Origin of the sequence: Pseudoflavonifractor phocaeensis (assembly GCF_038439875.1) — a bacterium.
In the GTDB taxonomy this organism is placed as follows: Bacteria; Bacillota; Clostridia; order Oscillospirales; family Oscillospiraceae; genus Vermiculatibacterium.
On sequence record NZ_JBCDMT010000003.1, the window covers coordinates 353,911 to 375,682 of the forward strand.

The following is a 21,772-nucleotide window of genomic DNA, read 5'->3' on the forward strand; positions in this document are numbered from 1 at the left end:
TCAACCCCCCAGCTTGATTCTCGGATCCAACCAGGCCACCACCAGGTCCGTCAGGAAGCTCATGATGACCACGGCCACCGCCATCAGGAGGAAGGCCCCCTGGAGGACCGGGTAGTCCAGCGCGTTCACCGAGTCATAGACCAGCCTGCCGATGCCCGGCCAGGAGAATACGGTCTCGGTGACGGTGGCGCCCCCCACCATGAGGCCGATCTGCATGCCGATAATGGTGACGGTGGGGATGAGGGCGTTCTTCAGGGCGTGGACCCGGAGGACCCGGCCGCTGCTGTTGCCCTTGGAGTAGGCGGTGCGGATATAATCCTCCCGCAGCACGTCGATCATGCTGTTGCGGGTGTAGAGCACCGCGTTGGCCAGATTGGTGATGGACAAAGCCACCGCCGGCAGGATGAGGTGCCGGGCCACGTCCAGATAGAAGGACATGCCCACCCCCTTGGGGGGCGTATAGGCGCCGCCCGTGGGCAGGACCTTCAGCCGGAAGGCGAATATGTACAGCAGCAAAAAGGCCATGAATGGGATAAATACCGAGATGCCCATAGTCACCACGATGCTGATCAGCCTGTCCGCCAGCTTTCCCTTATGGGCGGCGGCAAAAAGCCCCACGCTGATGCCGATGAGAATGACGATGACCATGACGGCAGCCAGCAGCAGGAGGGTCCAGGGCAGCTTTTCCGCCAAATACTGGGTCACCGGCACCCGTTTGGCAAAGCTGGTGCCCAGGTTCCCGTGGAGGAGCTCCCGCATATAGAGGACATACTGGGTCCCCTTGGGCTGGTCCAGGCCGTAGGACTCTATGAGGGCCTGCTGGGCCTCCTGGCTCATCTGGGGGCTGATCATCAGCGCCACCGGGTCGGAGGGCATGGCCCGGACGATGAAGAACACCAGGGTGACCGACACGAAGATCGTGAGGATGCCGCGGCCCAGGCGGCGGATGAGATAGCGAAGCATCAGCCTTCCTCCTTTGCGAAGTGACAGCGGACAAAGTGTCCCTCTCCCACCCTGACCAGCTCCGGCTCCTCTTCAAAGCACTGGGGCTGGGAGCGGAAGCATCTCTGGCAGAACCGGCACCCCTTGGGCGGGTCCACCACGCTGGGGATGTCCCCCTCCAGCAGGATGCGCTGGGTCCGGGGGGCGGTGCTGGGCTCCGGGATGGCGGAGACCAGGGCTTGGGTATAGGGGTGGGTGTGTTCCCCGAAAAGCTGGTCGTAGGGGGCGATCTCCATCACCTTGCCCAGGTACATCACCAGGATCCGGTCGCTGATATAGCGGATCACCGCCAGATCGTGGCCGATAAAGACGTAGGTCAGGTGGAACTGCTCCTTCAGCTCGTTGAAGAGGTTCAGGATTTGGGCCTGGACCGAGACGTCCAGGGCGGACACGGACTCGTCGCAGAAGAGCACCTTGGGGTTCACCGCCAGGGCCCGGACGATGCCGATGCGCTGGCGCTGCCCGCCGGAAAACTCGTGGGGGAAGCGGTCGTAGACCTCGCTTCTCAGCCCCACCGTCTCCAGCAGATGGCGCACCTTCTCCTCGGCCTCTTTATGGCCGGAGGCCTGCCCGTTATTGAGCATGGGCTCGGCGATGGCCTCCCCGATCTTGATCTTGGGGTTCAGGCTGGCGTAGGGGTCCTGAAAGATCATCTGCAGGTCCCCCCGCAGCCGCCGCTTGTCGGCGGAGGAGACCCGGAAGTTGGTGACCTTCTGCCCCTCGTAAAACACGTTCCCCGCCGTCACCGGCGTAAGGGCCAGGATGGCCCGGGCCAGGGTGGCCCGGGCCAGGGTGGATTTGCCCGAGCCGGACTCCCCCACGATCCCCAGCGTCTCCCCCGGGTAGAGCTCAAAGCTCACGTCCTCCACGGCGTGGACGTAGCGCTTGGGCTCGATGAGCTTGCGCTTCTTCACCGGGAAAAATTTTGTCAGGTGTTCCACCTGAAGGATGGGCGTCTGTTCAGCCATCGCTCTCAGCCTCCCCCTCAAAGTTCAGCCAGCACTGGATCAGGTGGTCCTCCCCCACCAGCCGGGTGGGCGGAGCCTCCCTGCCGCACCGCTCCATGCAGAATTCGCACCGGTCGGCAAAGCGGCAGCCCGGGCCGTAATCATAGACCGTGGGCACCGTGCCGGGGATGGTGTGCAGGGGCTTTTTCTCGCTGCGCATGGTGGGCACCGAGGCCATGAGCCCTCTGGTATAGGGATGCAGGGGATGGTCGAAGATGGCCTTCAGGGTCCCCCGCTCCACCGCCCGCCCGGCGTACATGACGGCCACCTCGTCGCAGATCTCGGCCACCACGCCCAGGTTGTGGGTGATGACCATCAGGCTGCCCGAGGCACCCTTGAGCCGCCGCATGATGTCCAGGATCTGGGCCTGGATGGTCACGTCCAGCGCCGTGGTGGGCTCGTCGGCGATGAGGAGGGCGGGGTGGTTGATGATGGCCATGGCGATCATCACCCTCTGCCGCATCCCGCCGGAAAACTCGTGGGGATACTGGTCGATCCGGGTCTCCGGCGCGGCGATCCCCACGTCGGAGAGGGCCTGGATCACCTGCCGGCGCACCTCCTCCGGCTTCATCTCCGGGTGGTGGAGGGTAAGGCTCTCCCCGATCTGCCGGCCCACGGTGAGGACCGGATTCAGGGCCGTCATGGGCTCCTGGAAGATCATGGCCAGCTTGGCCCCCCGGACATGGCGCATCTCCTCCTCGGACATCTCCAATATGTTTTTGCCCTCCAGCAGGATCTCGCCCCCCTGCACCACCGCCGCGTCGGGCAGCAACCGCATCATGGACAGGCTCGTCATGCTCTTGCCGCATCCGGATTCCCCCACCACGCCCAGAGCTTTTCCTTCCTCCACCTTCAGGCTCAGTTTGTCCAGCAGATTGAACACCTTGCCGTCGTCGTCCTTGAAGCCCATGCTGTAATCTTTGAATTCTACGATGGTCGCCATTGCCTCTCTCTCCCATCTCCGCCGCCCGGACGGGCAGACTGTTAGCGCTGTAAAGGGCTAAAGTAGTATCTTTCAAAAAAAGCGCTGCTCCAAAGGGAGGCCAGCGCCCTTGCCGTCTGCCTGTTTGGGAACCCGGAAAAATGTTGCATTTAGCATACATCGTCCGCTGTAAGGTTGTAAATGACACAAGTCACAATGCCATTATTTTTTCTGCTTCCTCCCAGCGGGCCCGAAATAATGTTTTTAACCGTCTAAGCCCGTTTTTTTCCTCTGCATTTTGTCGAAATGAGGATTTACATCCACCCTCCGCCCTGCTATGATAATTTTATCAACCGATCCTGCCCCGCAAGGCCGGGGCTCCTCTGCGGCGGCGGCCTCCGGGGCGCCGGAAATGGAGCATACCATGAAACAGATCAAAGATCCGGCCGCGCTGAAGCGCGCCATCGACAAAAATAAGCTCCAGGACATGTTCTCCCTGGATCTGTGTTCTGCCGCCAATCTGGTCCACTATGACGCCGGCGAGCTCATCGGGCAGATGGGCGCCATTGAAGAGAGCTTCATTATCCTGTTGGAGGGGGAGTGCATGGCCTACGTGGTCACCGGTGCGGACAAGATCCACTGCGAGTGCCACTACCGGGGCGTCAACATCATGGGGATGGTGTCCGTGCTTTGGCGGCAGCCCTCCATCAACAGCATCCGGACCATCACTCCCTGCGTCTGCCTGTCCATCCCCGCCGAGCCCTACCGGGAGGCGCTGCTCAACGACGTGAAGTTCCTGCGTACGGCGGTGGAGTGGCTGGCCGCCCACATCCGCAAAAGCGCCGCCCACTTCGAGCCCCTGGAGACCCGGCTGGCCGGCTTCATCCTGGAGATGGAGCAGGACGGGGTCTTCCGCTACAACCTGACCCTGTGCGCCGACCTTCTGGAGTGCAGCTACCGCCACCTGCTGCGCACCCTGCGGGCCTTCTGCGACATGGGGCTCCTGCAAAAACGGGCCAAGGGGAGCTACGCCGTCACGAACCGCCCCGCTCTGGAGAACCTTCAGTCCGGCACCTCCCTTCTCCGCCCCCAGCTTCCTTAATATATAGGTATATGAAAAAGAGATCCCTTTCCCCCGACTGCCCGCCGGGGAAAAGGGATCTCTTTTTTCACGCAGGCATAAAAATACTGCCCCCCCAGCAGAGCCGGCGGAAACAAAAAAGAAAGACATTCCAAAAGGAATGTCTTTCTTTTTTGGAGGCGACGCCCAGACTCGAACTGGGGGTGGAGATTTTGCAGACCTCTGCCTTACCACTTGGCTACGTCGCCGACGTGTCCGTCCCTGGACTTGTCAAACGGGGTCCCTGCAAAAGCGAAGGCTTTTGTGGGGAGAGGAGGAAGGAACCTGCGGATATGGAACTTTCGCCTTCCGGCGAAAGTGGAATGGAGCAGGTTTCTTCCGACGATTTGGAGCGGGTGACGAGGCTCGAACTCGCTACCTCCACCTTGGCAAGGTGGCGCTCTACCAGATGAGCTACACCCGCATCTTATGCGGCTTCCCCGAGGGGTATTCTCCCGGGATATAAAAAATATCCCGGGAGAATGTTTTGGTGCCTCCGACCGGAATCGAACCAGTGACACGAGGATTTTCAGTCCTCTGCTCTACCGACTGAGCTACAGAGGCAAATTGGGGGAATGGTCTTAACGGGCCCCTGAAAAGCCGCTTGCGGCTTTTTGGGGATAACGAAGAAGGAATCAGCGGATGTGCAATTTTCGGCCGCTCCGCGGCCGGAAATGGAACGGAGCTGATTTCTTCTGAGTGGCGACGCGGATGGGACTTGAACCCACGACCTCCGGCGTGACAGGCCGGCGTTCTAACCAACTGAACTACCGCGCCAGCTTGGTCGCCAAGGGAATCGGGTCTGGTGGGAACAACAGGGCTCGAACCTGTGACATCACGCGTGTAAGGCGTGCGCTCTACCAGCTGAGCTATGCTCCCCTGCCGCCGCCCGTTGCTTCAAGCGGCGACTGTTATTATACTAAAACCTCCCCATCCTGTCAACCGAAAAATCAAAATTCGGAAAATTTTTGTTTCCCGGCCCCGGAGAAGGCCGCCCCTCAATGGGTGGCCTTCTCCAAAAGCTCCTCCAGCTCCTCCCGGTCAAAACGGTACACCGCGTCGCAGAACTGGCAGGTGAGCTCCGCGTACCCCTGTTCCTCGATGAGGTCCCGCAGCTCGTCCCGGCCCATGCTCACAAGGGCCTGGGTCACCCGGTCCCGGCTGCAGTAGCACTCGTAGGTCACGCTGTGGCGGTCCACCACCTCCAGCTCAAAGCTGCCCAGGGCCCGGCGGAGCATCCCCTCGGCGTCCATGCCCTCCTCCATGAGGGCGGTGGTGGCGGCGCCCAGGCGGGCCACCCCCGCCTCCACCTTCTCGATGACATCCTCGCCCGCGCCGGGGAGCAGCTGGATGAGATAGCCCCCCGCCCGGAGGACCGACTGGTCGGTGTCCACCAGCACCCCCAGGGCGCAGGCGGTGGGGATCTGCTCGCTGACGGCGAAATACTCCGTCACGTCCTCGGCGATCTCCCCCGAGACCAGGGGCACCATGCCCACGTAGGGCTCCTTCATATCCAGGTCCTTGATGACGGTGAGGCTCCCCTCCCGTCCCACGGCGCCCCCCACGTCCAGCTTGCCGTCGGCGCGGGGGGGCAGGACCACAGCGGGCTCCTGGACATAGCCCCGGACGTTTCCCCCGGGATCGGCCACGGCGGTGATGGAGCCGATGGGCCCGCCCCCCTTGAACCGGAGGGTCACGGAGCTCCCCTCCCCCTTGAGCTGGTCCCCCATCATGGAGCAGGCCATCAGGGAGCGGCCCAGGGCGGCGGTGGCCACCGGAAGGGTCTTGTGGATCTGGCGGGCCCGCTCCACCAGCCCCCGGCCGGTGATGGCGGAGGCCTTCACCGGGGCGTTTTTCGCTAACATTCGGACGATCTCGTCGGCCATGGTCTTATCTTCCTTTCACGCTGTCTGTACCCTCACGCCGCTTTCCGCGCCGCGAAAAAGATCCTCTGCTCCCCCGGGCGGGGGGCGCGGAATTTCAGCTTGCCGTATTGCTTGACGGCGGCGAATCCCGCCTGGCGGAGATAGCCCTCCAGCTCTTCCATCGTGTAGGCGTACTCCTCATGGAGCTCCTCCCCACGACGCCAAAGTTCCCCCTCCCGGCGGAAAATATCCATCCAGAAGGAGCACACCCGCCGGCGGGAGCTGTACTCCCCCCGCCAGACGCAGTACTCGTCCTCCGTCTCGTCCAGAAAGACCTGGCCGTCCATGGCGGCCAGCTTTTCCGGCGTATCGGCGTCGAAGAGGAACAGCCCCCCCGGCTCCAGGCAGTCGTACACCCGCCGGAAGGCCCGCTCCAGCTTCCTGGGATGGAGGACGTAGTTGACGCTGTCCAGGCAGCACACACAGGCGTCCACCCGGCCGGGCAGGCGCAGCGCCTCCATCCCCTCACAGAAGAACCGGGGCCTGTTGTCCAGGTCCCGGCATTTTTCCTCGGCCAGCGAGAGCATCTCGGGGGACTTGTCCACTCCCGTCACCTCATACCCCCGGCGCGCCAGCTCACAGGTCAGGCTCCCGGTGCCGCAGGCCAGGTCCAGCACGGTGCGGACCGGCCGGCCCAGCCGGGCGAAGTGCCGCTCGATATAATCGGCCCAGGTGGGATAGTCCACGTCGGTGGTCAGGGCGTCGTAGCTGCCCGCCAGGAAATCATAGCTCCCCATCGCCCAGCTTGTCCTTCACCCGGGGGAGCACCGCCTGGTAGCCGTCCGCCCCATAGTGGAGGGACCGGTTCACCCGGCTGATGGTGGCGCTGGAGGCCCCCGTCCGGTCCAGGATATCGTTGTAGATCATGCCTTCGCTCAGAAGGAGGGCCACCTCGAAACGCTGCTCCATGGCCCGCAGCTCCGCCACGGTACATAGATCCTGGAAAAACTTTTTACACTCGTCCAGGTCTTTCAGGGAAAGGATGGCCTCATACAGCAGCTTGCTCTCCCCCTGTTTTCCGCTTTTCGTCATAGGGCATATGCCTCCTATTTTTATTCTGAGGGTATTTTATCAAAGTGAAGTGTGAAAGTAAACCCCCTGAACCAAAAATTTTTCTCCGCATAGGCTGGAACAGCGAGAAAGGGGGAGTTTCTATGCAAAAAAAGCCGGTAGCGCCCAGGCTGGCCCGGCCCGGGGAATATCAGCAGGTATTCAAGGACGGGGAGGCCGTGCTCCTCACCGTCAGCATGCGCTGGCCCCGTCTGGAGGAGGACAGCCCGGGCCTCAAGCGGATCAACCGCTACTACGACGCCCTGGCCGACCGCTGGCGCAGGCGGTGGGAGGGGCCTCTCCTGACCCAGGCCAGGGCCGCGGCGGGGCCGGACACGCCCCCCTGGTCGGCCAGTCTGGACTTCACCGTCACCCTCTTCCAGGAGGGCACGCTCAGCCTCTATGTGGACGCCGCCGAGGATACCGGCGGCCGCTACCCCGACCGGGTGCGCCAGGGGGACACCTGGCGCGTCCCCTCGGGGGTGCCCGTCACCCTGCCCGAGCTTCTCCCGCCCCGGCGCTGGTGGCGGGGCCCCGTGGTAGAGGAGGTGCGGCGGCAGGTGGGCCAGCGGGTCAGCGCCGGGGAGGCCATTTTTTTCGAGGACTGGCTCAAGCTCTGCTCCCAGCGCTTTTCCTCCGACCGGTTTTACCTCACCCCGGAGGGACCGGTGGTCTTTTATCCTGTCCGCTCCATCGCCCCCGACCTAGAGGGCTTCCCCGCGTTTCTCCTAAAGACGGACCCAGTTTGAAAAAAATACTTGCTTTTTTCGCATATCTCTGCTAATATGGTAGCCGATGCTTTTTACAGCGTGATACTGACGAGCGAGGAGGTAATAGCGAATGGCCAAATGTGAATTTTGCGACAAGGGCGTTGTGTTCGGCAATCAGGTTTCCCACTCTCACCGCCGCTCCAACCGCCCCTGGAAGCCCAACGTGAAGCGGGTCAAGGCGATCGTGGACGGTACGCCCAAGCACGTGTATGTCTGCACCAGATGCCTCCGTTCGGGTAAGGTCACCCGCGCCGTGTGATTTTGTGCCACACATGAGAAACCGACATCCAAAACAGGATGTCGGTTTTTTTATTGCCCGGAAACGGTCCAGGCGTCACGCGCCGCCCGCTTACAGCCAGGGCATGACCGGCGGCAGGATACAAAAGGGATGCCCCGCGGGGTCGATCATCACACGCCAGCGTTCGTCGAATTGAACATCTGACAGGGTCGCGCCGCAGGCCAGAGCATGCCTCACGCCCGCTTCCACGTCCGCCACATGGAAGTCCAAATGGGCCATCTGCTGCTGCTCGTCCAGCGTCGCGGGCCAGACGGGCGGGGTGTAATCATCCACCTGCTGAAAGGTGATCCAAGTGGGAAGCCCCTCTTGCTCCAAGTTGACCAGGACAGTGTACTCCTCGCCCTGGAACCGTGTCCAGCCCAGCAGCTTTTCGTAAAACGCGGACAGCTCATCCGCATGGTCGGAATCCAGGACTGTATTCCACCCTACAAGGTCAAGCGCCATAATATGATACCTCCGCTTTCTGACCGCTGATAGATCCCGGTCGCCCAGTCCGTGTTCGCCGCCAAAGGCCGTCGAATACGGCTTTTCTTTTTTCATTTTAATGTCGAAGTGGGGAAAAGTCAAACGGCTCCTTTCCCGCCCTACCCTTTCCAGCCTATCTGGAACGTGAAAAGAGATCGCTTCTTTGTTGTCTCCCGCCGCAAGGATATGATAGAATCAGTCCGGATGAATCAAAATAGAAGGATATGAGGGTTTCGCCTATGGCCTTTTTCCTGCTGCTCCCCTTTTTTCTCGTCCGCTTCGGGCTGTTGTCCTTATTCAATAAGGAAGCGGTCCGGCGCGCCGCCCATTTCGCGCCGCTGTCGGAGCGGGAGAAAGGGGCCTACTGGCTCTACCAGCTCTCCAATGCCGTGCTTTTGATCGCCCCATTTTTTCTCCGGGTCAAGTCCACCCCCAGATGGCTCTTTTTCACGGGGGCGGGCGTCTATCTGGCCGGGCTTATCCTGCTGGCCGCCGCCGTGGCCAGCTTTGCCGCCCCGGCGGAGAGCGGGGTCAGCCTGGGCGGACTTTACAGGTTCTCCCGCAACCCCATGTACGTGGCCTATTTTGTGTTTTTTCTCGGCTGTGTCCTTCTGACCCGGTCGCCGGTCCTCCTCGCGGCCCTGCTGGTCTTTCAGGCTGCGGCCCACTGGATCATCCTGTCGGAGGAGCGGTGGTGCTTACAAAAATTCGGCGGCGAGTACCGCCGGTACATGGACCGGGTGGGCCGGTATCTCTGACCGCGGCACGGAGGCCGGGCGGCGCCGCCCGGCCCAGCATCTTCCGCTGATGATTTTCCCCCCGGTGGGCACACTTTCTGGTGGAGGTGAGGTCATGACCACCGGAATCGTCATAGAGAAAGAAACGACCGCCCGGCCGAAGAACTGTCTGCGGCTGGATCCGGAAGCGCGCCTGTGTCCCCTATTTGACAGCACGAGCATTGCTCTGTTCCCTGTGGCAAGTCGGGATCGGATGGGCTTTCGGGTCCTGGATGACTGCTGCCAGGAGCATATCATGTAAATTCACCTCCCCGCCGCCGTCCGCGGCGGTACATACCGTCTTTTCCCACTGGAAAACATTGTCCCTTGAAACAGCTCCTTCCATTGGTTACAATTTGGTTACAACTTGTAATCAATAAGGAGCGATGGACCATGAAACGACAGCTTGCCGCCCTGGCCCTGGGGACCCTTCTTCTCACCCCCGCCGCCCGGGGCGCCTTTCTCACCCTGGACGGCGCCCCTCTGGCGGTGGAGGCCGCCCCGGTGTACGACTGGACCACCTACGTTCCCCTCCGCGCCGTGGCGCAAGCCCTGATACCCGACGCCGCCGTGATCTGGTCGGGCGACCATGCCCTGGTCCAGTGGGACGATTTTCTCCTCTCCGCCCGGCCGGGAGATCACTACCTTACATATAACGAAACCCGGATCGACTGTTCCGGTCCCGTGCGGCTGGAGTCCGGGCGCACTCTGGTCCCCGTGCGGGCGCTGGCCGCCGCTCTGGGGGCCGGAGTGGACTGGGACGCCGCCACCGGCACGGTGGCCCTCACCACCCGCCAACCCTCTCAGGACGCTCCCGACGCTCTCTTCTGGCTCTCCCGCATCATTTCGGCGGAGAGCCGGGGCGAGCCCCTGGAGGGCAAGATCGCCGTGGGCAACGTGGTTTTGAACCGGGTCAAAAGCCCCGATTTTCCCGACACCATCTACGGCGTCATCTTCGACGACCGCTGGGGCGGCCAGTTTGAGCCCGTCCGCAACGGCACCGTCTATGACGAGCCCACCGCCGAAAGCGTGGAGGCCGCCCGGCTGTGCCTGGAGGGGGTCAACACCGCGGGAGACAGCCTCTACTTTCTCGCCCCCCACCTTACCGACAACCACTGGACCATGGAAAACCGCACCTATGTCACCACCATCGGCTGTCATTGGTTCTATCAATAAACGGCTGTTTTTGGCCTAAAAAGCTGCCTCACCACCCCCGGTGAGGCAGCTTTTTTTATTATTTTTTTCGTTTTCGGGTATAATACGATCTGTAATATTTTTACAACCGCTGTTTCTTTTGGGCCCCAAGGGATTCCGCCGTTTTCATTTGTAACTGTTTCACGTCATTTTTTCGGGTCGAAAGGTGGCAAAAACCCTCGTTTTAGCCTGTTCTTAAAAATTTTTCTTGATTTTTGATTTTGAATAGGTTACAATGTGGTAACAATTTGGTGAAGAAACGGAAACACTTAATTGTTTTCAGGAGGAATTTTATTTTGATGAAGAAGCATCTTCTCACTCTGGCGCTGGCTTTCTGCCTGGTCCTCGGACTGGGTGTGCCCGCCACCGCCGTCGAGAGCGACGGCATCAGCGTCATCGTCAACGACGCTGTCATCGAGCTGGACGTCCCCGTCCAGGTTTTCGACCAGGTGACCTACGTCTCCTACTTTCCCGTGGTACGGGCCCTCTACCCCGACGCCGCGGCGGTCTGGGAGAACGACCAGGCGGTGGTCACCGCCCCCGGGCTCACCATGACCATCCAGCCGGGCCGCGACTACATGGTGGCCAACGGCCGGTACCTGTACCTGCCCCAGGGCGTCAAGATCTCCGGCAACGTCATCCTGGTCCCCGCCCGCACCCTGGCCGCCGCCCTGGGCGCCAACGTGGCCTGGGACCCCACCGGCAACGCCGTGGTCATCACCGCCGGCAGCGGCCCCATCACCTCCGGCGATCTGGCCTACCAGTCCGATGTGGTGTACTGGCTCAGCCATATCATCAACGCCGAGAGCGGCAACCAGCCTTTGGCCGGTAAGATCGCCGTGGGCAACGTGGTTTTGAACCGGGTGGCCAGCTCCCTCTTCCCCGACACGGTCTATGAGGTCATCCATCAGCGCAACCAGTTCACCCCCGTCACCAACGGCTCCATCAACCTGACCCCCAACGCCGAGAGCGTGGCCGCCGCCAAGCTGTGCCTGGACGGGGCCAACACCATCGGCAACGCCCTTTACTTCATCAACCCCCGCTCCGCACCCAACAGCTGGGCCGCCCGGAACCGCTCCTATGTGGCCACCATCGGCGCCCACGCCTTTTTCGCCTAACTTTTTCCGTTTCATAAATTGTGGAAAAAGCGTCCTTTCTTATGGGAAAGGGCGCTTTTTTATTTCAGTCTCACGTTTACCATATCAACATTCCTTCCACCATCTCAACATTGTGCTTGCTTCTCCCGGCCTGGCCCGCTATAATAAGAGGTAAGAAGACCGGGATGAAGGGGGATGTGGGTTTGAAAGAACAGAAAGGCGGTCCGCTGACCATCCAGTCGGTGGAGCGTGCCCTGGCCATCCTGGAGACCCTGGCCCAGGCCGCCCGCCCCCTCAGCGTCATCGACATCTGCGAGGCGGTGGGAGTCCAGCGCACCACCCTCTACGCCCTCATCAACACCCTGATTGCCGGAGGCTATGTCCTCCGGGGGGAGGACGGGCGGCTCACCATCTCCAGCAAGCTCTATGAGCTCAGCTCCATGTACCCCGCGCGCCTGCCCATCGTCCACCGGGGCAACCGCCATATCACCGAGATGGCCCAGCGCTACCACGTGGCCATGCGGCTGTCCATCTGCACCGACGAGGGGCGGGTGGTAACGGTGGCCTCCTCCGAGCCCGCCTTCCACGTCTCCAACGTGGCCCCACAGGGGGGCGAGCTGGCCCTCCACGCCACCAGCACGGGAAAGGTCCTGCTGGCCTACCTGCCCCGGGAGGAATCCCACGCCCGCATCGCCGCCTGCGGCATGGAGCGTTTCACCGCCTATACCATCACCGACCGGGAGGCCCTGGAGCGGGACGTGGCGGAGGTCGCCCGCCGGGGCTACGCCCAGGATGAGCGAGAGTACCTGGACGACACCACCTGTCTGTCCTTCCCCATCCTGAACCGGGACAAACGGCTCATGGCCATCCTCAGCGCCACGTCGGACTACTGGCACATGAAGGAGGTCTACGACGCCGTGGTGCGGGAGGGGCTTCAGAGGAGCAAGATCATCTCCATGGACCTGTCCGGCGGAACGCCCATTTCGGCCTTTTGAGCGCCCGCGGGCGCTCAAAAGGCAACCGGATTTCACACGAGGCGGGCCGCCGTCCCCTCGTGCCCCCCCGCAAGGCCAATACCGCCTTCGTTCTCTCACAAATCAAGGACCGCCGCCCGGCCAGCCGGGCGGCGGTCCTTCCGTTTTCCCTTGTAGGGGCGCATATCATGCGCCCGCAAAGCGCTGTTGATTCCCCAACTCCTCGTTATTCCGGCAGCCGGGAGAGCCAGTACCCCTCCCCCGCCCCGCCGTTCGCCAGGGGAATCATCCAATACCCCAGGGACACTCCGGTGATCTGGTCCAGATCCACGGGCTCCCGGAAGTCCCACCGGGCCAGATCGGGCCCGTCGACGCCGGAGGGGCCTGTGAAGCCCCGCTGGGGGTGGAGCACCGTGCCGTCCGCCAGATACACCGCCAGCGGGTAGCCGCCGACCCCCGTGAAGTCCGGGGAAGTGGTGACCAGAGTGACCCCCAGGGGCGAGAGCACCATGCTTTGGAGCGTGCTGTGGTCGATGGTCCCGTTGAGGGGAATGGTCCGCTCCTCCGCCTTGCGGATGGTGACGGGCACCTGCCAGTCCCCCTCGATACGGGTGCCGGTATACTCCATAGAGCCGTAAATGGGCGTCAGGATGATGTCGTCCAGGTTTTCGGGCCCCGCCGGGACGGAGAACTCGTAATAGGCCGTCCCGTTCTCGGTAAAGCCGACTCTTTTCCAATCCCGGTTGTAGGTTTGATCCCCGCCGTCCCCCTCCCGCCAGGACTTGCTGTACACGTTGGTGAGGAAGGAGCTCTTCTCCGGGTCGGCCCCCTTGGGGAGCCGGAAGAGGATGTGCAGACGCCCGTCGGCGGCGAAGCCCATGGAGGACAGGCGCACGCCCTCCGCCCCCGCCAGCTCCGCTGGGGTCTGTCCCGGCGTCAGCACCGTCTCCCCGGAAGGCAGGACCCTGGTCTTTAACAGCTGGTTGGTGAGCAGGTTTTGGGGCAGGGCCTCCTCCGTCTCAAAGTCCGTGTAGCCGCCCCGGATGGTATCGATATACAGCGTCCCAGCGGTGCCGTCCGCCATCAGGGCGCCGTTGTAGCGGTCGAAGGCGTAGAGCAGGGTTTTCGTCTCCGGGTCGTAGCCCAGCTTCTCGCTGCCGAAGGCCCAGCCGCTGCCCTCGCTGCCGCCGGTAATGTCCAGCTTCAGATAGCTGTCCATACTCTGGATGACGGCGTGCTCCAGCCGGTCCCCTGTGAGGTCGGTGAGCTCGGCGTACACCCGCACGCTGGTGCCGTCGGCCAGGGCGGACACCACCTTGACCTGGATGCCCTGGTCCACCGCCGTCCCCTCCATGGCCTGGGCGTAGGGGGCGAACTCCCCCAGGGCCTTCTGCAATGCCTCGCTGAGGGCGGGGGCCACCGCCAGGGCGGTGCCGGTGAGGGCCACGGCCGCGGCGGTGAGCACGGCGGCCAGTCTTACTTTATGTCTCATATACAGCTTCCTCTCTTTGGGCCGGGCGGAGAGCGTCGCCTCCACCCGGCGGCTGATGGCTTTGGCGTCCATGGGAAAGGGCGCCGGCGCGGCGGGAAGGCCCAGCTCCCGCTCCAGTCCTTTGAGCCGGTCAGGCATGTTCCTCGCCTCCTGTCTCGCGTAATTGCTCCCGCAGGCGCTTCCGCCCCCGGGCCAGCTTGGTCTTGGCGGTGGAGAGGTTCAGGCCCAGCGCCTCGGCGATGGTCTTGAGCCGTTCCCCCTCGTAGTAGTACCGGAAAAACAGCGTGCGCTCCGGCTCGTCCAGGCCGTCCACCGCCCGCCACAGGGCCTCGCCGGTCTCCCGCTCCTCCACCGCCCGCTCGGGGGCGTCCGGGGCCGGGGAGGCGTCGTCCAGCGGCAGGGTGGGGGCATAGGAGCGCAGGCGGTTCTTGGCCTTGTTGGCGGCCACGGCCCCCAGCCAGGCCCGGAGGGTCCCCCGCTCCGGCTCCAGCGTCCCGGCGTGGGACCACAGGGCCACGAAGGTGTCCGCCACCACCTCCTCCAGCTCCTCCCGGGGCAGGGAGCCCAGCACCCGGTAGGCGGCGGCGCTCACGTAGGGGGTGTAGCGGCGGATGAGGGCTTCCAGCGCCCCGGTATCGCCCTTCTGCAGCCGCCGGAGCAGCTTTTCGTCGTCCACCCGCCCACCTCCTTTCGAAGAAACATGTTTCTATCTAAGAATACACCAAAAAAGCGGAAGGGTTTCAAAAAAAGCAAAAAAAAGGCGCGGACCGAATTGGTCCGCGCCTCTCTCCTTATTCTTCCACCACGTCGCCGCGGAGCACTTCTTGGGCCGACAGGGTCAGCGCCCCGTCCCTCACGTCCACCGTCAGGGTGTCGCCGGGGGCCACGCTGCCGGCGATGATCTCCCGGCTGATGAGAGTCTCCACCGTGTGCTGGAGATATCGGCGCAGGGGCCGGGCGCCGTAGAGGGGGTCGTAGGCCTCCTCGATGACGAAATCCTTGGCCGCCGGGGTGAGGACGCATTTGAGCTCCTTGCCCGCCAGCCGCTGGTTGAGGCTGTCCACCATCAGATCCACGATGTGGGAGACGTTCTCTTTCGTCAGGGGCTTGTAGAACACGATCTCGTCCAGGCGGTTCAGGAACTCCGGCCGGAAGGACCGCTTCAAAAGCTGCTCCACCTCGCCCCGGGCCTCCGGGGTGATGTCCCCGTCGGGGCCGATGCCGTCCAGCAAATACTGGCTGCCCAGGTTGGAGGTGAGGATGATGACGGTATTCTTGAAGTCCACCGTCCGGCCCTGGCCGTCGGTGACGCGCCCGTCGTCCAACACCTGCAAAAGCACGTTGAACACGTCCGGGTGGGCCTTCTCCACCTCGTCGAAGAGGATGACGGAGTAGGGCTGGCGGCGCACCGCCTCGGTGAGCTGGCCCCCCTCCTCGTAGCCCACATATCCGGGAGGCGCACCGATGAGCCGGGAGACGGAGTACTTCTCCATATACTCGCTCATGTCGATGCGCACCAAATTCTTCTCGCTGTCAAAGAGGGTGGCCGCCAGGGTCTTGGCCAGCTCGGTCTTGCCCACGCCGGTGGGCCCCAGGAAGAGGAAGGAGCCGATGGGGCGGCTCTCGTCGGCGATGCCCGCCCGGCTTCTCAGAATGGACTCGCTCACCAGGCGCACGGCCTCGTCCTGGCCCACCACCCGCTCATGGAGGATGTCCTCCAGGTGGAGGAGCTTTTCCCGCTCCCCCTCCATGAGGCGGGCCACCGGGATGCCGGTCCACCGCTCCACGATTTTGGCCACCTCCTCCTCGGTCACCTTGTCCCGCAGGAGGCTGGCCTCCTTCCCCTGGTTTGCCACCAGCTCCTGGGCCTCCAGCCGCTTCTGGAGCTCGGGGATTTTTCCGTACTGCAGCTCGGCGGCCCGGTTCAGGTCGTACTCCCGCTGGGCCTTCTCCAGCTCCCCGTTGGCGTCCTCCAGCTCCTCCCGGAGCTTCTGCACCGCGCCGATGGCGTTCTTCTCGTTCTCCCACTGGGCCTTCTTGGCGTTGAAGTCCTCCTTCAAATCGGACAGTTCCTTGCGGATGTCGGCCAGATGCTCCTGGGAGAGCTTGTCGGTCTCCTTCACCAGGGCCGCTTCCTCTATTTCCAGCTGGGTCATCTTGCCCTGCAAAACGTCCAGCTCGGTGGGCATGGAGTCGATCTCGGTGCGCACCGTGGCGCAGGCCTCGTCCACGAGGTCGATGGCCTTGTCGGGGAGGAACCGGTCGGTGATATAACGGTTGGAGAGGGTGGCGGCGGCGATGATGGCCCCGTCGGTGATTTTCACCCCGTGGAACACCTGGTAGCGCTCCTTGAGGCCCCGGAGGATGGCCACGGTGTCCTCCACGGAGGGCTCCCGCACCATGACGGGCTGGAACCGCCGCTCCAGGGCGGCGTCCTTCTCGATATACTGGCGGTACTCGTTGAGGGTGGTGGCCCCGATGCAGTGGAGCTCCCCCCGGGCCAGCATGGGCTTTAAGAGGTTGCCCGCGTCCATGCTCCCCTCGGTCTTGCCCGCCCCCACGATGGTGTGGAGCTCGTCGATGAAGAGGATGATGCGGCCCTCGGACTTTTTCACCTCGTTCAGCACGGCCTTCAGCCGTTCCTCGAACTCGCCCCGGTACTTGGCCCCGGCGATGAGGGCGCCCATGTCCAGGTTGAAGATGGTCTTGTCCTTCAAGGAGCCGGGCACGTCCCCTTTGACGATGCGCTGGGCCAGCCCCTCGGCGATGGCGGTCTTGCCCACGCCGGGCTCGCCGATGAGCACGGGGTTGTTTTTGGATTTGCGGGAGAGGATGCGGATGACGTTCCGAATCTCCTCGTCCCGGCCGATGACCGGGTCCAGCTTATTCTTTCGGGCCGCCTCCACCAGGTCGGTGCCGTACTTCTTGAGGGCGTCGTAGGTCTCCTCCGGGTTGTCGGAGGTCACCCGCTGGTTCCCCCGCACGGCGGTGAGGGCCTGCAGAATCCCCTCGTAGGTGACGTTGTAGGTCTTGTAGAGCTCGGCCAGCTCCCGGTCGGCGGTCTTGACGAGGGCCAGCAGAAGATGCTCCACCGAGACGTACTCGTCCTTCATCTGCCGGGCGGTCTCCTCGGCGGTGTTCAGGGCCCGGTCTACGCCCTGGGAGACATAGATTTTCCCCATCTCCCGCCCCGGGCCGGAGACCTTGGGGAGCTTCTCCACCTGGGCCTTCACGGCGGCAGCGAAGCTGGGCACGGTGAGGCCCATGCTGGCCAGAAGTTGGGGCACCAGGCCGTTTTCGGCGGTGAGCAGGGCCAGCAGGAGGTGGCTCTGCTCAATCTGCTGGTTGCCGTATTCGGTGGCGAGGGACTGGGCGGCCTGGACGGCCTCCAGGGTCTTCTGGGTGTAGTTTTGAGTGTTCATGCAAACAACTCCTTTCCGGGAAAATACCTTTATTTGAACTTAGTATAGGCGGTTTTCCGGGAAAAATCATGAACGGCGTGTAAACAATTAGCACTCTTCTTATGTGAGTGCTAATTTGTTCTGATTGGTACCTGATTGCATGTCGGGACGTGCGTAAATCTGGGGGACATTTCTTTTCCCGAGGAAAAGAAATGTCCCCCAGACCCCCAAAGAAAAGTCTCTGGTGCTGACCTGCTCGCAGATTCCCTTTTTGGTAGAAGGTTTAGTGCCCGAAGGTAGGGTGAAAAGCACGGGAGCGTCTGTGCGACCCGTGGCCCCCCCTTGCGCCGCTCGGCCGCTGACGTGTTCTTGACACAGCCTGGTCTTTTAGCCTTCCCCTTGGGGGAAGGTGGCAGCCCGAAGGGCTGACGGATGAGGGGAACTGCGGATATGGAAAAAGCCCTGCCAATCCGATAAGTTCCCCCCATCAGTCTCGCTGCGCTCGACAGCTTCCCCCAGGGGGAAGCCTAAGGCCTGTCGAACCCCGGCTCCGTTACGAAGTAAGGGGCTGGGGTCATCCTGCGCTCTTGCGGACATCCCGGGGTGGTTTCCAAAGGAGGGGCGCCTGCGGGTGGCCCACAGGCAGGCCACCCATAAATCTTCACAATTTTAGAATATAAAACTTTTTACACTTAATTAGGTGTAAATCAAACACTTTTTCCAATTAACACTTATAGTAAGCACAAGGGGCACCTATTGCCCCGTCAGAAGGAGGCAAACCCATGGGTACATTCAAAAAAGACCTATCCGAACGCAAACTCTGCGGCACCTGCGCCCACTTCTACCAGCATTACGTCTTGAGGCGTTCCAGCTTCACCTCCGTCTGGTGCGGACACTGCACCACGCCCCGTCTCAAATCCCGGATGCCGGATGACACCTGCCCCAACTGGACCACCAGGGACGAAGAAGAGCCGGTCAGCGAAAGCTGACCGGCTCCTCTCTATTTTGCTTACTGGATGGCAATCTTGTGAGTCTCGGGCTCCACGGGCCTGGCCTTGGGCAGGGTCAGCGTCAGCACGCCGTTCTGATAGGCGGCGGTGATGCCGCTCTCGTCGATGCCGGTGACGTCGAAGCTGCGCTGGAAGGATCCGTACCGCCGCTCCCGGCGGATGTAGCTGCCCTTGTCGTCCTTCTCCTCGCTGCTGTCCTGGTGGACAGCGGAGATGGTGAGTATTCCGTCCTTCAGATCCAGAGAGATGTCCTCCTTGTTAAACCCAGGCAGATCGGCCTCCAGCAGGAAGCTGTCCCCGGCGTCCCGGATATCGGTGCGGAAGGCGGGCAGGTCGGCGTTGGACTTGCGGAAGAAATCACGGGCGAAGTTGTCGAAGGTGTCGAACACGTTGCTGTCACTGCGCTCAAACGGAAGCATACCAAACATAGAAATGAACTCCTTTCTTTGGAGACCCGGCCCTTTTCGTCCCGGCCTCCCGTTCCTTTTTTCAATGCTTAGTATAGCCGCGGCCTGTGAACAAAGATAGCAAAAAATATGTCCAAATTGTAAACGTTAGCACTCTGCTAGGCAGAGTGCTAACATTTCCGTTTTCTATTCGGCCTCCCGCAGCCGCTCCACGATGGTGCGCTTGGCCACGAAGTGGTACACCGCCAGGGGCACCAGCGCCCCCAGCAGGGCGAACAGCGGGGCCAGGATGAGGATGGGAGCGACCGTGAAGCGGTAGGTGAAGAACCAGAACAGGCTCTCCACCGCCGCCGCCCCCAGGGGACCCAGCACCAGGGAGAGGGCCAGGGCGGCCAGGACGGCCCCCAGGGCGTAGAGGAGGCCCTCATACACCAGCATGGTCTTGAGCTGCCGGCCCGTCATGCCGATGGACTGGAGCACGGCGAACTCCCGCTTCCGGGAGAGGATGCCGGTGAGGATGGCGTTGAAGAAATTGAGGATGCCCACCAGCCCCACGATGAAGCTCATGGCCCCGCCCATCATCAGGTACATAGCCCGCATGGACTCGAACTCCGCCACGTAGGAGGCCCGGCTCTGATAGTCGAACTGGGGGGCCACCTGCTGCGTGTAGTCCGCCAAAAAGGCCTCCATGGCGTCGTTGGCGGCGGTGTCCTCCATGTCGAAGGTGTAGAGCATCACTTTGTCCGTGCCGGTGTCCTGTATGAAGGTCTGGTCGTTGAGGATGAATTCGTCGCTGCCGTAGTAGCGGTAGCTGATGGCGTGGGGGACGGACACCAGGGCGGCCACGGTGTAGTCCACGTCCCGGTATTTGACCGGCCGGGAGGCGTAGGCCCGGTCCCCGTCCAGCTCGGTGGCCTCCAGGTCCTCGATGACCTCTCCGCTGTCCAGGTAGTAGTACTCCTTCTCCTCGATATACCGCAGGGTGACGGTGTCTCCCAATCTCGCCCAGTGGGAGTCCATCCGCGCCCTGCCGTAGTCGTCCTCGCCGTACACGGCGGCGATATACCGCCCGCCGGGCTCGTAGAGGCTGGAGAGGTCCCCCTCCAGGACGGTGAGCTTATCCAGGGCGAAGGGCTCCATGCCGAAGAGCTGGGCGTCGTCGTTCAGCCGCCCGTCCCCGTCCGGGTCCAGGCGCGCCACCGCCTGCTCCATCTGCTCCGCCGAGTACCAGCTGCCCCACAGGCTCCGGTAGTACTCCTCCGAGATGGTCTCCTCCACCCAGGAGGCGCGGCCGTAGATGCGCCCCCCGGCGGCGATGCCGCCCTGGGCCTCCGCCGCGGCGATGGCCTCCTGGGGGAGGGCGGTGTCGGCGCTGAAGTTGTCGCCGCCCACCTGGAAGTAGTTGGCGTCCGCCAGGATGAAGTCGGAGACCACATTGCCCGCCAGGTATTTGTCCATGTCAAAGCCATTTGTGACCATTACGGTCAGGTTGAGGAGGACCACCGCCAGGGAGAGGGAGAGGATGGTGACGGCGGTCTTGCCCCGGCTGCGGCCCAGGTTGGCCCGGGCCATGGCGAAGAGGCCGGCTCCCTTGGTTCTCTTTCGGGTTTTCTTCCGGCCGCCGCCCCCCTCGGTGTACCGCACCGCCTCCACCGGGGAGACCTTACCCGCCATCCGCCCCGGCTTGCGGCAGGAGAGAACCACGGTGAGGAGGGCGAAGAGGGCCGCCCCCACGAAGATGACGGGGTTGACCGAGACCACATTTGCAATGCCGTTAAGCTGCCCGATGACCACCGGCGTGAGCGCCCCGCCCACGAACCATCCCCCCAGCAGGCCCAGGGGGATGCCCACGGCGCTGAGCAGCAGGGCCTGCTGCCGGATGACCCGCCGCAGCTGCCGGGGGGTGGTGCCGATGGTCTTCAAAAGCCCGTAAAAGCGGATATCGTTGGTGACGGAGATCTGAAACACGTTGTAGATGATGAGATACCCGGTGAAGATGATGAGCAGCAGCACGGCGGCGATGGCGATGACCACCATGGGGTCCATTTTCTCGGCCAGCTGGGCGCCGGTGTAGCCCCAGTTGACGCCGGTGCGGATGAAGTTGTCCCCGGCGAGCCGGCTTTCGCTTTGGTAGCCGTGGTTGGCCAGCACCTGCTTCATGTCCTCGTCGATGTGCAGGCTGCTTTGGAGCATCACGTCCAGGTTCCAGGAGCCGGTCATGCCGTCGGCAGTTTTTGCCGGGTCCACCCCGGTCTCGGCCAGGATGGCGTCCACCCGGCTCTCGGGGAGGAGGATTTGGTTGGCCACCACGGCCTCGTCGTACGCCCACCAGCCGGAGAGGGTGAAGGTCTGGGTGGTGGGGCGGCCGTCCACGTCGAAGGAGAGGGTGAATTGAGCCCCCAGCTCCGGCGTCACCCCCAGCAGCTCCAGCACGCGGGTGTCGGTGGCGGCCTCGTCGGTGCCCTCCTGGGGCAGGCGGCCCTCCACCGGGTCGCAGTAGGTCCAGCGGGCGTAGTTGGCGTCGGCGTAGCCCACCTCCACGTGGGACTTGTGGAAGGGCGCCTCCGAAGGCATGGCGAGGAAGCGCCGCAGGCCCCACTCCCGGATGAGCGGGTCCTCCCGCAGCTCCTCGAACTGGCTCTGGCTCAGGTACTTGAACCCGCCATGGGAGTAGCCCCCCACCTGGCGGAAGTTGCTTTGCTGGAAGCCGTCGTTGATGGACATGGCAATGGTGAAGAGGGAGGTGAAGAGCACCGTGGTGAGGGCGATGGCCAGCACGGCCACGAGGTTGCGGGACCAGGCGGCCTTCATGCTTCGGAAGCTCAGGCGGCGGACGCACTTGCGGTTGGATACGTTGACCAT

At 62.8% G+C, this 21,772-nt stretch carries 21 protein-coding genes and 5 tRNA genes; 9 read left to right on the forward strand and 17 right to left on the reverse strand.

The genetic code is table 11. From position 1 onward, the window contains the following. From AAEU42_RS06365 to AAEU42_RS06375, 3 genes are read right to left on the reverse strand one after another with little or no spacing between them, the layout of a single operon-like run. Positions 1 to 963 carry an ABC transporter permease gene (locus AAEU42_RS06365; RefSeq protein ID WP_342232699.1) on the reverse strand — a complete coding sequence of 321 codons (963 nt, stop codon included), beginning with the start codon at positions 961 to 963 and terminating at the stop codon, positions 1 to 3. Beyond that, on the reverse strand, positions 963 to 1,970 hold the full coding sequence (locus AAEU42_RS06370) for an ABC transporter ATP-binding protein (protein WP_342232700.1): 1,008 nt from the start codon (positions 1,968 to 1,970) through the stop codon (positions 963 to 965). Before AAEU42_RS06370 ends, AAEU42_RS06365 begins: the two co-directional genes overlap by 1 nt. Further along, positions 1,963 to 2,952 (reverse strand): ABC transporter ATP-binding protein, encoded by a 990-nt coding sequence (locus tag AAEU42_RS06375; protein WP_342232701.1) that lies wholly within the window; start codon positions 2,950 to 2,952, stop codon positions 1,963 to 1,965. Before AAEU42_RS06375 ends, AAEU42_RS06370 begins: the two co-directional genes overlap by 8 nt. A 403-nt stretch (positions 2,953 to 3,355) precedes the next feature. On the opposite strand from AAEU42_RS06375, the gene AAEU42_RS06380 reads away from it, so the two are divergent. Continuing rightward, on the forward strand, positions 3,356 to 4,033 hold the full coding sequence (locus AAEU42_RS06380) for a cyclic nucleotide-binding domain-containing protein (RefSeq protein ID WP_342232702.1): 678 nt from the start codon (positions 3,356 to 3,358) through the stop codon (positions 4,031 to 4,033). 153 nt (positions 4,034 to 4,186) lie between these two features. On the opposite strand, the gene AAEU42_RS06385 is transcribed toward AAEU42_RS06380, so the two are convergent. The 8 genes from AAEU42_RS06385 to AAEU42_RS06420 form a co-directional block, all read right to left on the reverse strand. Then, positions 4,187 to 4,260 (reverse strand) — tRNA-Cys (locus tag AAEU42_RS06385). A gap of 139 nt (positions 4,261 to 4,399) precedes the next feature. Next, positions 4,400 to 4,475, reverse strand: a tRNA-Gly gene (locus AAEU42_RS06390). Between the two features lie 64 nt (positions 4,476 to 4,539). After that, positions 4,540 to 4,615: transfer RNA gene (locus tag AAEU42_RS06395), tRNA-Phe, on the reverse strand. A 136-nt stretch (positions 4,616 to 4,751) separates the two neighbouring features. Then, a tRNA-Asp gene (locus AAEU42_RS06400) sits at positions 4,752 to 4,828 on the reverse strand. Between the two features lie 26 nt (positions 4,829 to 4,854). Beyond that, positions 4,855 to 4,930 (reverse strand) — tRNA-Val (locus AAEU42_RS06405). Between the two features lie 119 nt (positions 4,931 to 5,049). Next, positions 5,050 to 5,937, reverse strand: coding sequence for an Hsp33 family molecular chaperone HslO (gene hslO, locus AAEU42_RS06410; RefSeq protein ID WP_342232703.1), 888 nt, complete (start codon positions 5,935 to 5,937; stop codon positions 5,050 to 5,052). Between the two features lie 32 nt (positions 5,938 to 5,969). Next, on the reverse strand, positions 5,970 to 6,713 hold the full coding sequence (locus AAEU42_RS06415; protein ID WP_342232704.1) for a class I SAM-dependent DNA methyltransferase: 744 nt from the start codon (positions 6,711 to 6,713) through the stop codon (positions 5,970 to 5,972). Beyond that, positions 6,700 to 7,008, reverse strand: a complete 309-nt coding sequence (locus AAEU42_RS06420; RefSeq protein WP_342232705.1) for a YerC/YecD family TrpR-related protein — start codon at positions 7,006 to 7,008, stop codon at positions 6,700 to 6,702. The genes AAEU42_RS06415 and AAEU42_RS06420 overlap by 14 nt, the downstream gene beginning before the upstream one ends. 122 nt (positions 7,009 to 7,130) lie before the next feature. On the opposite strand from AAEU42_RS06420, the gene AAEU42_RS06425 reads away from it, so the two are divergent. Together AAEU42_RS06425 and rpmB are read left to right on the forward strand one after the other, a co-directional pair. After that, positions 7,131 to 7,775 carry a polysaccharide deacetylase family protein gene (locus AAEU42_RS06425; protein WP_342232706.1) on the forward strand — a complete coding sequence of 215 codons (645 nt, stop codon included), beginning with the start codon at positions 7,131 to 7,133 and terminating at the stop codon, positions 7,773 to 7,775. Between the two features lie 91 nt (positions 7,776 to 7,866). Further along, a complete protein-coding gene (rpmB, locus tag AAEU42_RS06430; protein WP_342232707.1) occupies positions 7,867 to 8,055 on the forward strand; it encodes a 50S ribosomal protein L28 in 189 nt (62 codons plus the stop codon). A gap of 90 nt (positions 8,056 to 8,145) precedes the next feature. Here the strand turns inward: rpmB and AAEU42_RS06435 are convergent, their stop codons facing one another. Next, positions 8,146 to 8,538, reverse strand: coding sequence for a VOC family protein (locus tag AAEU42_RS06435; RefSeq protein ID WP_342232708.1), 393 nt, complete (start codon positions 8,536 to 8,538; stop codon positions 8,146 to 8,148). Positions 8,539 to 8,798: 260 nt separating this feature from the next. On the opposite strand from AAEU42_RS06435, the gene AAEU42_RS06440 reads away from it, so the two are divergent. The 5 genes from AAEU42_RS06440 (at position 8,799) to AAEU42_RS06460 (ending at position 12,621) form a co-directional block, all read left to right on the forward strand. Continuing rightward, positions 8,799 to 9,317, forward strand: coding sequence for a methyltransferase family protein (locus tag AAEU42_RS06440; protein WP_342232709.1), 519 nt, complete (start codon positions 8,799 to 8,801; stop codon positions 9,315 to 9,317). Between the two features lie 94 nt (positions 9,318 to 9,411). Beyond that, on the forward strand, positions 9,412 to 9,597 hold the full coding sequence (locus tag AAEU42_RS06445; protein WP_342232710.1) for a hypothetical protein: 186 nt from the start codon (positions 9,412 to 9,414) through the stop codon (positions 9,595 to 9,597). A gap of 131 nt (positions 9,598 to 9,728) precedes the next feature. Next, positions 9,729 to 10,511, forward strand: coding sequence for a cell wall hydrolase (locus tag AAEU42_RS06450; protein ID WP_342232711.1), 783 nt, complete (start codon positions 9,729 to 9,731; stop codon positions 10,509 to 10,511). A gap of 317 nt (positions 10,512 to 10,828) precedes the next feature. Continuing rightward, positions 10,829 to 11,647 carry a cell wall hydrolase gene (locus tag AAEU42_RS06455; protein ID WP_342232851.1) on the forward strand — a complete coding sequence of 273 codons (819 nt, stop codon included), beginning with the start codon at positions 10,829 to 10,831 and terminating at the stop codon, positions 11,645 to 11,647. Positions 11,648 to 11,829: 182 nt separating this feature from the next. Continuing rightward, positions 11,830 to 12,621, forward strand: coding sequence for an IclR family transcriptional regulator (locus AAEU42_RS06460; protein ID WP_342232712.1), 792 nt, complete (start codon positions 11,830 to 11,832; stop codon positions 12,619 to 12,621). A gap of 205 nt (positions 12,622 to 12,826) precedes the next feature. Here AAEU42_RS06460 and AAEU42_RS06465 read toward each other — a convergent pair whose 3' ends face one another. The 3 genes from AAEU42_RS06465 to clpB all read right to left on the reverse strand — a co-directional run bounded on the left by AAEU42_RS06465 (position 12,827) and on the right by clpB (position 17,514). Further along, positions 12,827 to 14,230 (reverse strand): hypothetical protein, encoded by a 1,404-nt coding sequence (locus AAEU42_RS06465; protein WP_342232713.1) that lies wholly within the window; start codon positions 14,228 to 14,230, stop codon positions 12,827 to 12,829. Next, complete coding sequence (locus AAEU42_RS06470; RefSeq protein WP_342232714.1) at positions 14,223 to 14,768, reverse strand: RNA polymerase sigma factor; 546 nt, start codon at positions 14,766 to 14,768, stop codon at positions 14,223 to 14,225. The genes AAEU42_RS06465 and AAEU42_RS06470 overlap by 8 nt, the downstream gene beginning before the upstream one ends. Before the next feature lie 115 nt (positions 14,769 to 14,883). After that, entirely contained in the window at positions 14,884 to 17,514 is a 2,631-nt protein-coding gene (clpB, locus tag AAEU42_RS06475) for an ATP-dependent chaperone ClpB (protein ID WP_342232715.1), read from the reverse strand. Between the two features lie 761 nt (positions 17,515 to 18,275). Between clpB and AAEU42_RS06480 the strand changes: the two genes are divergently transcribed. Then, positions 18,276 to 18,482 carry a hypothetical protein gene (locus tag AAEU42_RS06480; RefSeq protein ID WP_342232716.1) on the forward strand — a complete coding sequence of 69 codons (207 nt, stop codon included), beginning with the start codon at positions 18,276 to 18,278 and terminating at the stop codon, positions 18,480 to 18,482. Positions 18,483 to 18,502: 20 nt separating this feature from the next. Here the strand turns inward: AAEU42_RS06480 and AAEU42_RS06485 are convergent, their stop codons facing one another. Then, positions 18,503 to 18,922, reverse strand: coding sequence for an Hsp20/alpha crystallin family protein (locus AAEU42_RS06485; RefSeq protein ID WP_342232717.1), 420 nt, complete (start codon positions 18,920 to 18,922; stop codon positions 18,503 to 18,505). Between the two features lie 174 nt (positions 18,923 to 19,096). Continuing rightward, positions 19,097 to 21,772 carry an ABC transporter permease gene (locus AAEU42_RS06490; protein WP_342232718.1) on the reverse strand — a complete coding sequence of 892 codons (2,676 nt, stop codon included), beginning with the start codon at positions 21,770 to 21,772 and terminating at the stop codon, positions 19,097 to 19,099.

Bases quoted from the DNA above. Each gene is read 5' to 3' on its own strand.
- AAEU42_RS06365 (WP_342232699.1), bottom strand. From the start codon at position 963: ATGCTTCGCTATCTCATCCGCCGCCTGGGCCGCGGCATCCTCACGATC.
- AAEU42_RS06370 (WP_342232700.1), bottom strand. From the start codon at position 1,970: ATGGCTGAACAGACGCCCATCCTTCAGGTGGAACACCTGACAAAATTT.
- AAEU42_RS06375 (WP_342232701.1), bottom strand. From the start codon at position 2,952: ATGGCGACCATCGTAGAATTCAAAGATTACAGCATGGGCTTCAAGGAC.
- AAEU42_RS06380 (WP_342232702.1), top strand. From the start codon at position 3,356: ATGAAACAGATCAAAGATCCGGCCGCGCTGAAGCGCGCCATCGACAAA.
- hslO (WP_342232703.1), bottom strand. From the start codon at position 5,937: ATGGCCGACGAGATCGTCCGAATGTTAGCGAAAAACGCCCCGGTGAAG.
- AAEU42_RS06415 (WP_342232704.1), bottom strand. From the start codon at position 6,713: ATGGGGAGCTATGATTTCCTGGCGGGCAGCTACGACGCCCTGACCACC.
- AAEU42_RS06420 (WP_342232705.1), bottom strand. From the start codon at position 7,008: ATGACGAAAAGCGGAAAACAGGGGGAGAGCAAGCTGCTGTATGAGGCC.
- AAEU42_RS06425 (WP_342232706.1), top strand. From the start codon at position 7,131: ATGCAAAAAAAGCCGGTAGCGCCCAGGCTGGCCCGGCCCGGGGAATAT.
- rpmB (WP_342232707.1), top strand. From the start codon at position 7,867: ATGGCCAAATGTGAATTTTGCGACAAGGGCGTTGTGTTCGGCAATCAG.
- AAEU42_RS06435 (WP_342232708.1), bottom strand. From the start codon at position 8,538: ATGGCGCTTGACCTTGTAGGGTGGAATACAGTCCTGGATTCCGACCAT.
- AAEU42_RS06440 (WP_342232709.1), top strand. From the start codon at position 8,799: ATGGCCTTTTTCCTGCTGCTCCCCTTTTTTCTCGTCCGCTTCGGGCTG.
- AAEU42_RS06445 (WP_342232710.1), top strand. From the start codon at position 9,412: ATGACCACCGGAATCGTCATAGAGAAAGAAACGACCGCCCGGCCGAAG.
- AAEU42_RS06450 (WP_342232711.1), top strand. From the start codon at position 9,729: ATGAAACGACAGCTTGCCGCCCTGGCCCTGGGGACCCTTCTTCTCACC.
- AAEU42_RS06455 (WP_342232851.1), top strand. From the start codon at position 10,829: ATGAAGAAGCATCTTCTCACTCTGGCGCTGGCTTTCTGCCTGGTCCTC.
- AAEU42_RS06465 (WP_342232713.1), bottom strand. From the start codon at position 14,230: ATGCCTGACCGGCTCAAAGGACTGGAGCGGGAGCTGGGCCTTCCCGCC.
- clpB (WP_342232715.1), bottom strand. From the start codon at position 17,514: ATGAACACTCAAAACTACACCCAGAAGACCCTGGAGGCCGTCCAGGCC.
- AAEU42_RS06480 (WP_342232716.1), top strand. From the start codon at position 18,276: ATGGGTACATTCAAAAAAGACCTATCCGAACGCAAACTCTGCGGCACC.
- AAEU42_RS06485 (WP_342232717.1), bottom strand. From the start codon at position 18,922: ATGCTTCCGTTTGAGCGCAGTGACAGCAACGTGTTCGACACCTTCGAC.
- AAEU42_RS06490 (WP_342232718.1), bottom strand. From the start codon at position 21,772: ATGGTCAACGTATCCAACCGCAAGTGCGTCCGCCGCCTGAGCTTCCGA.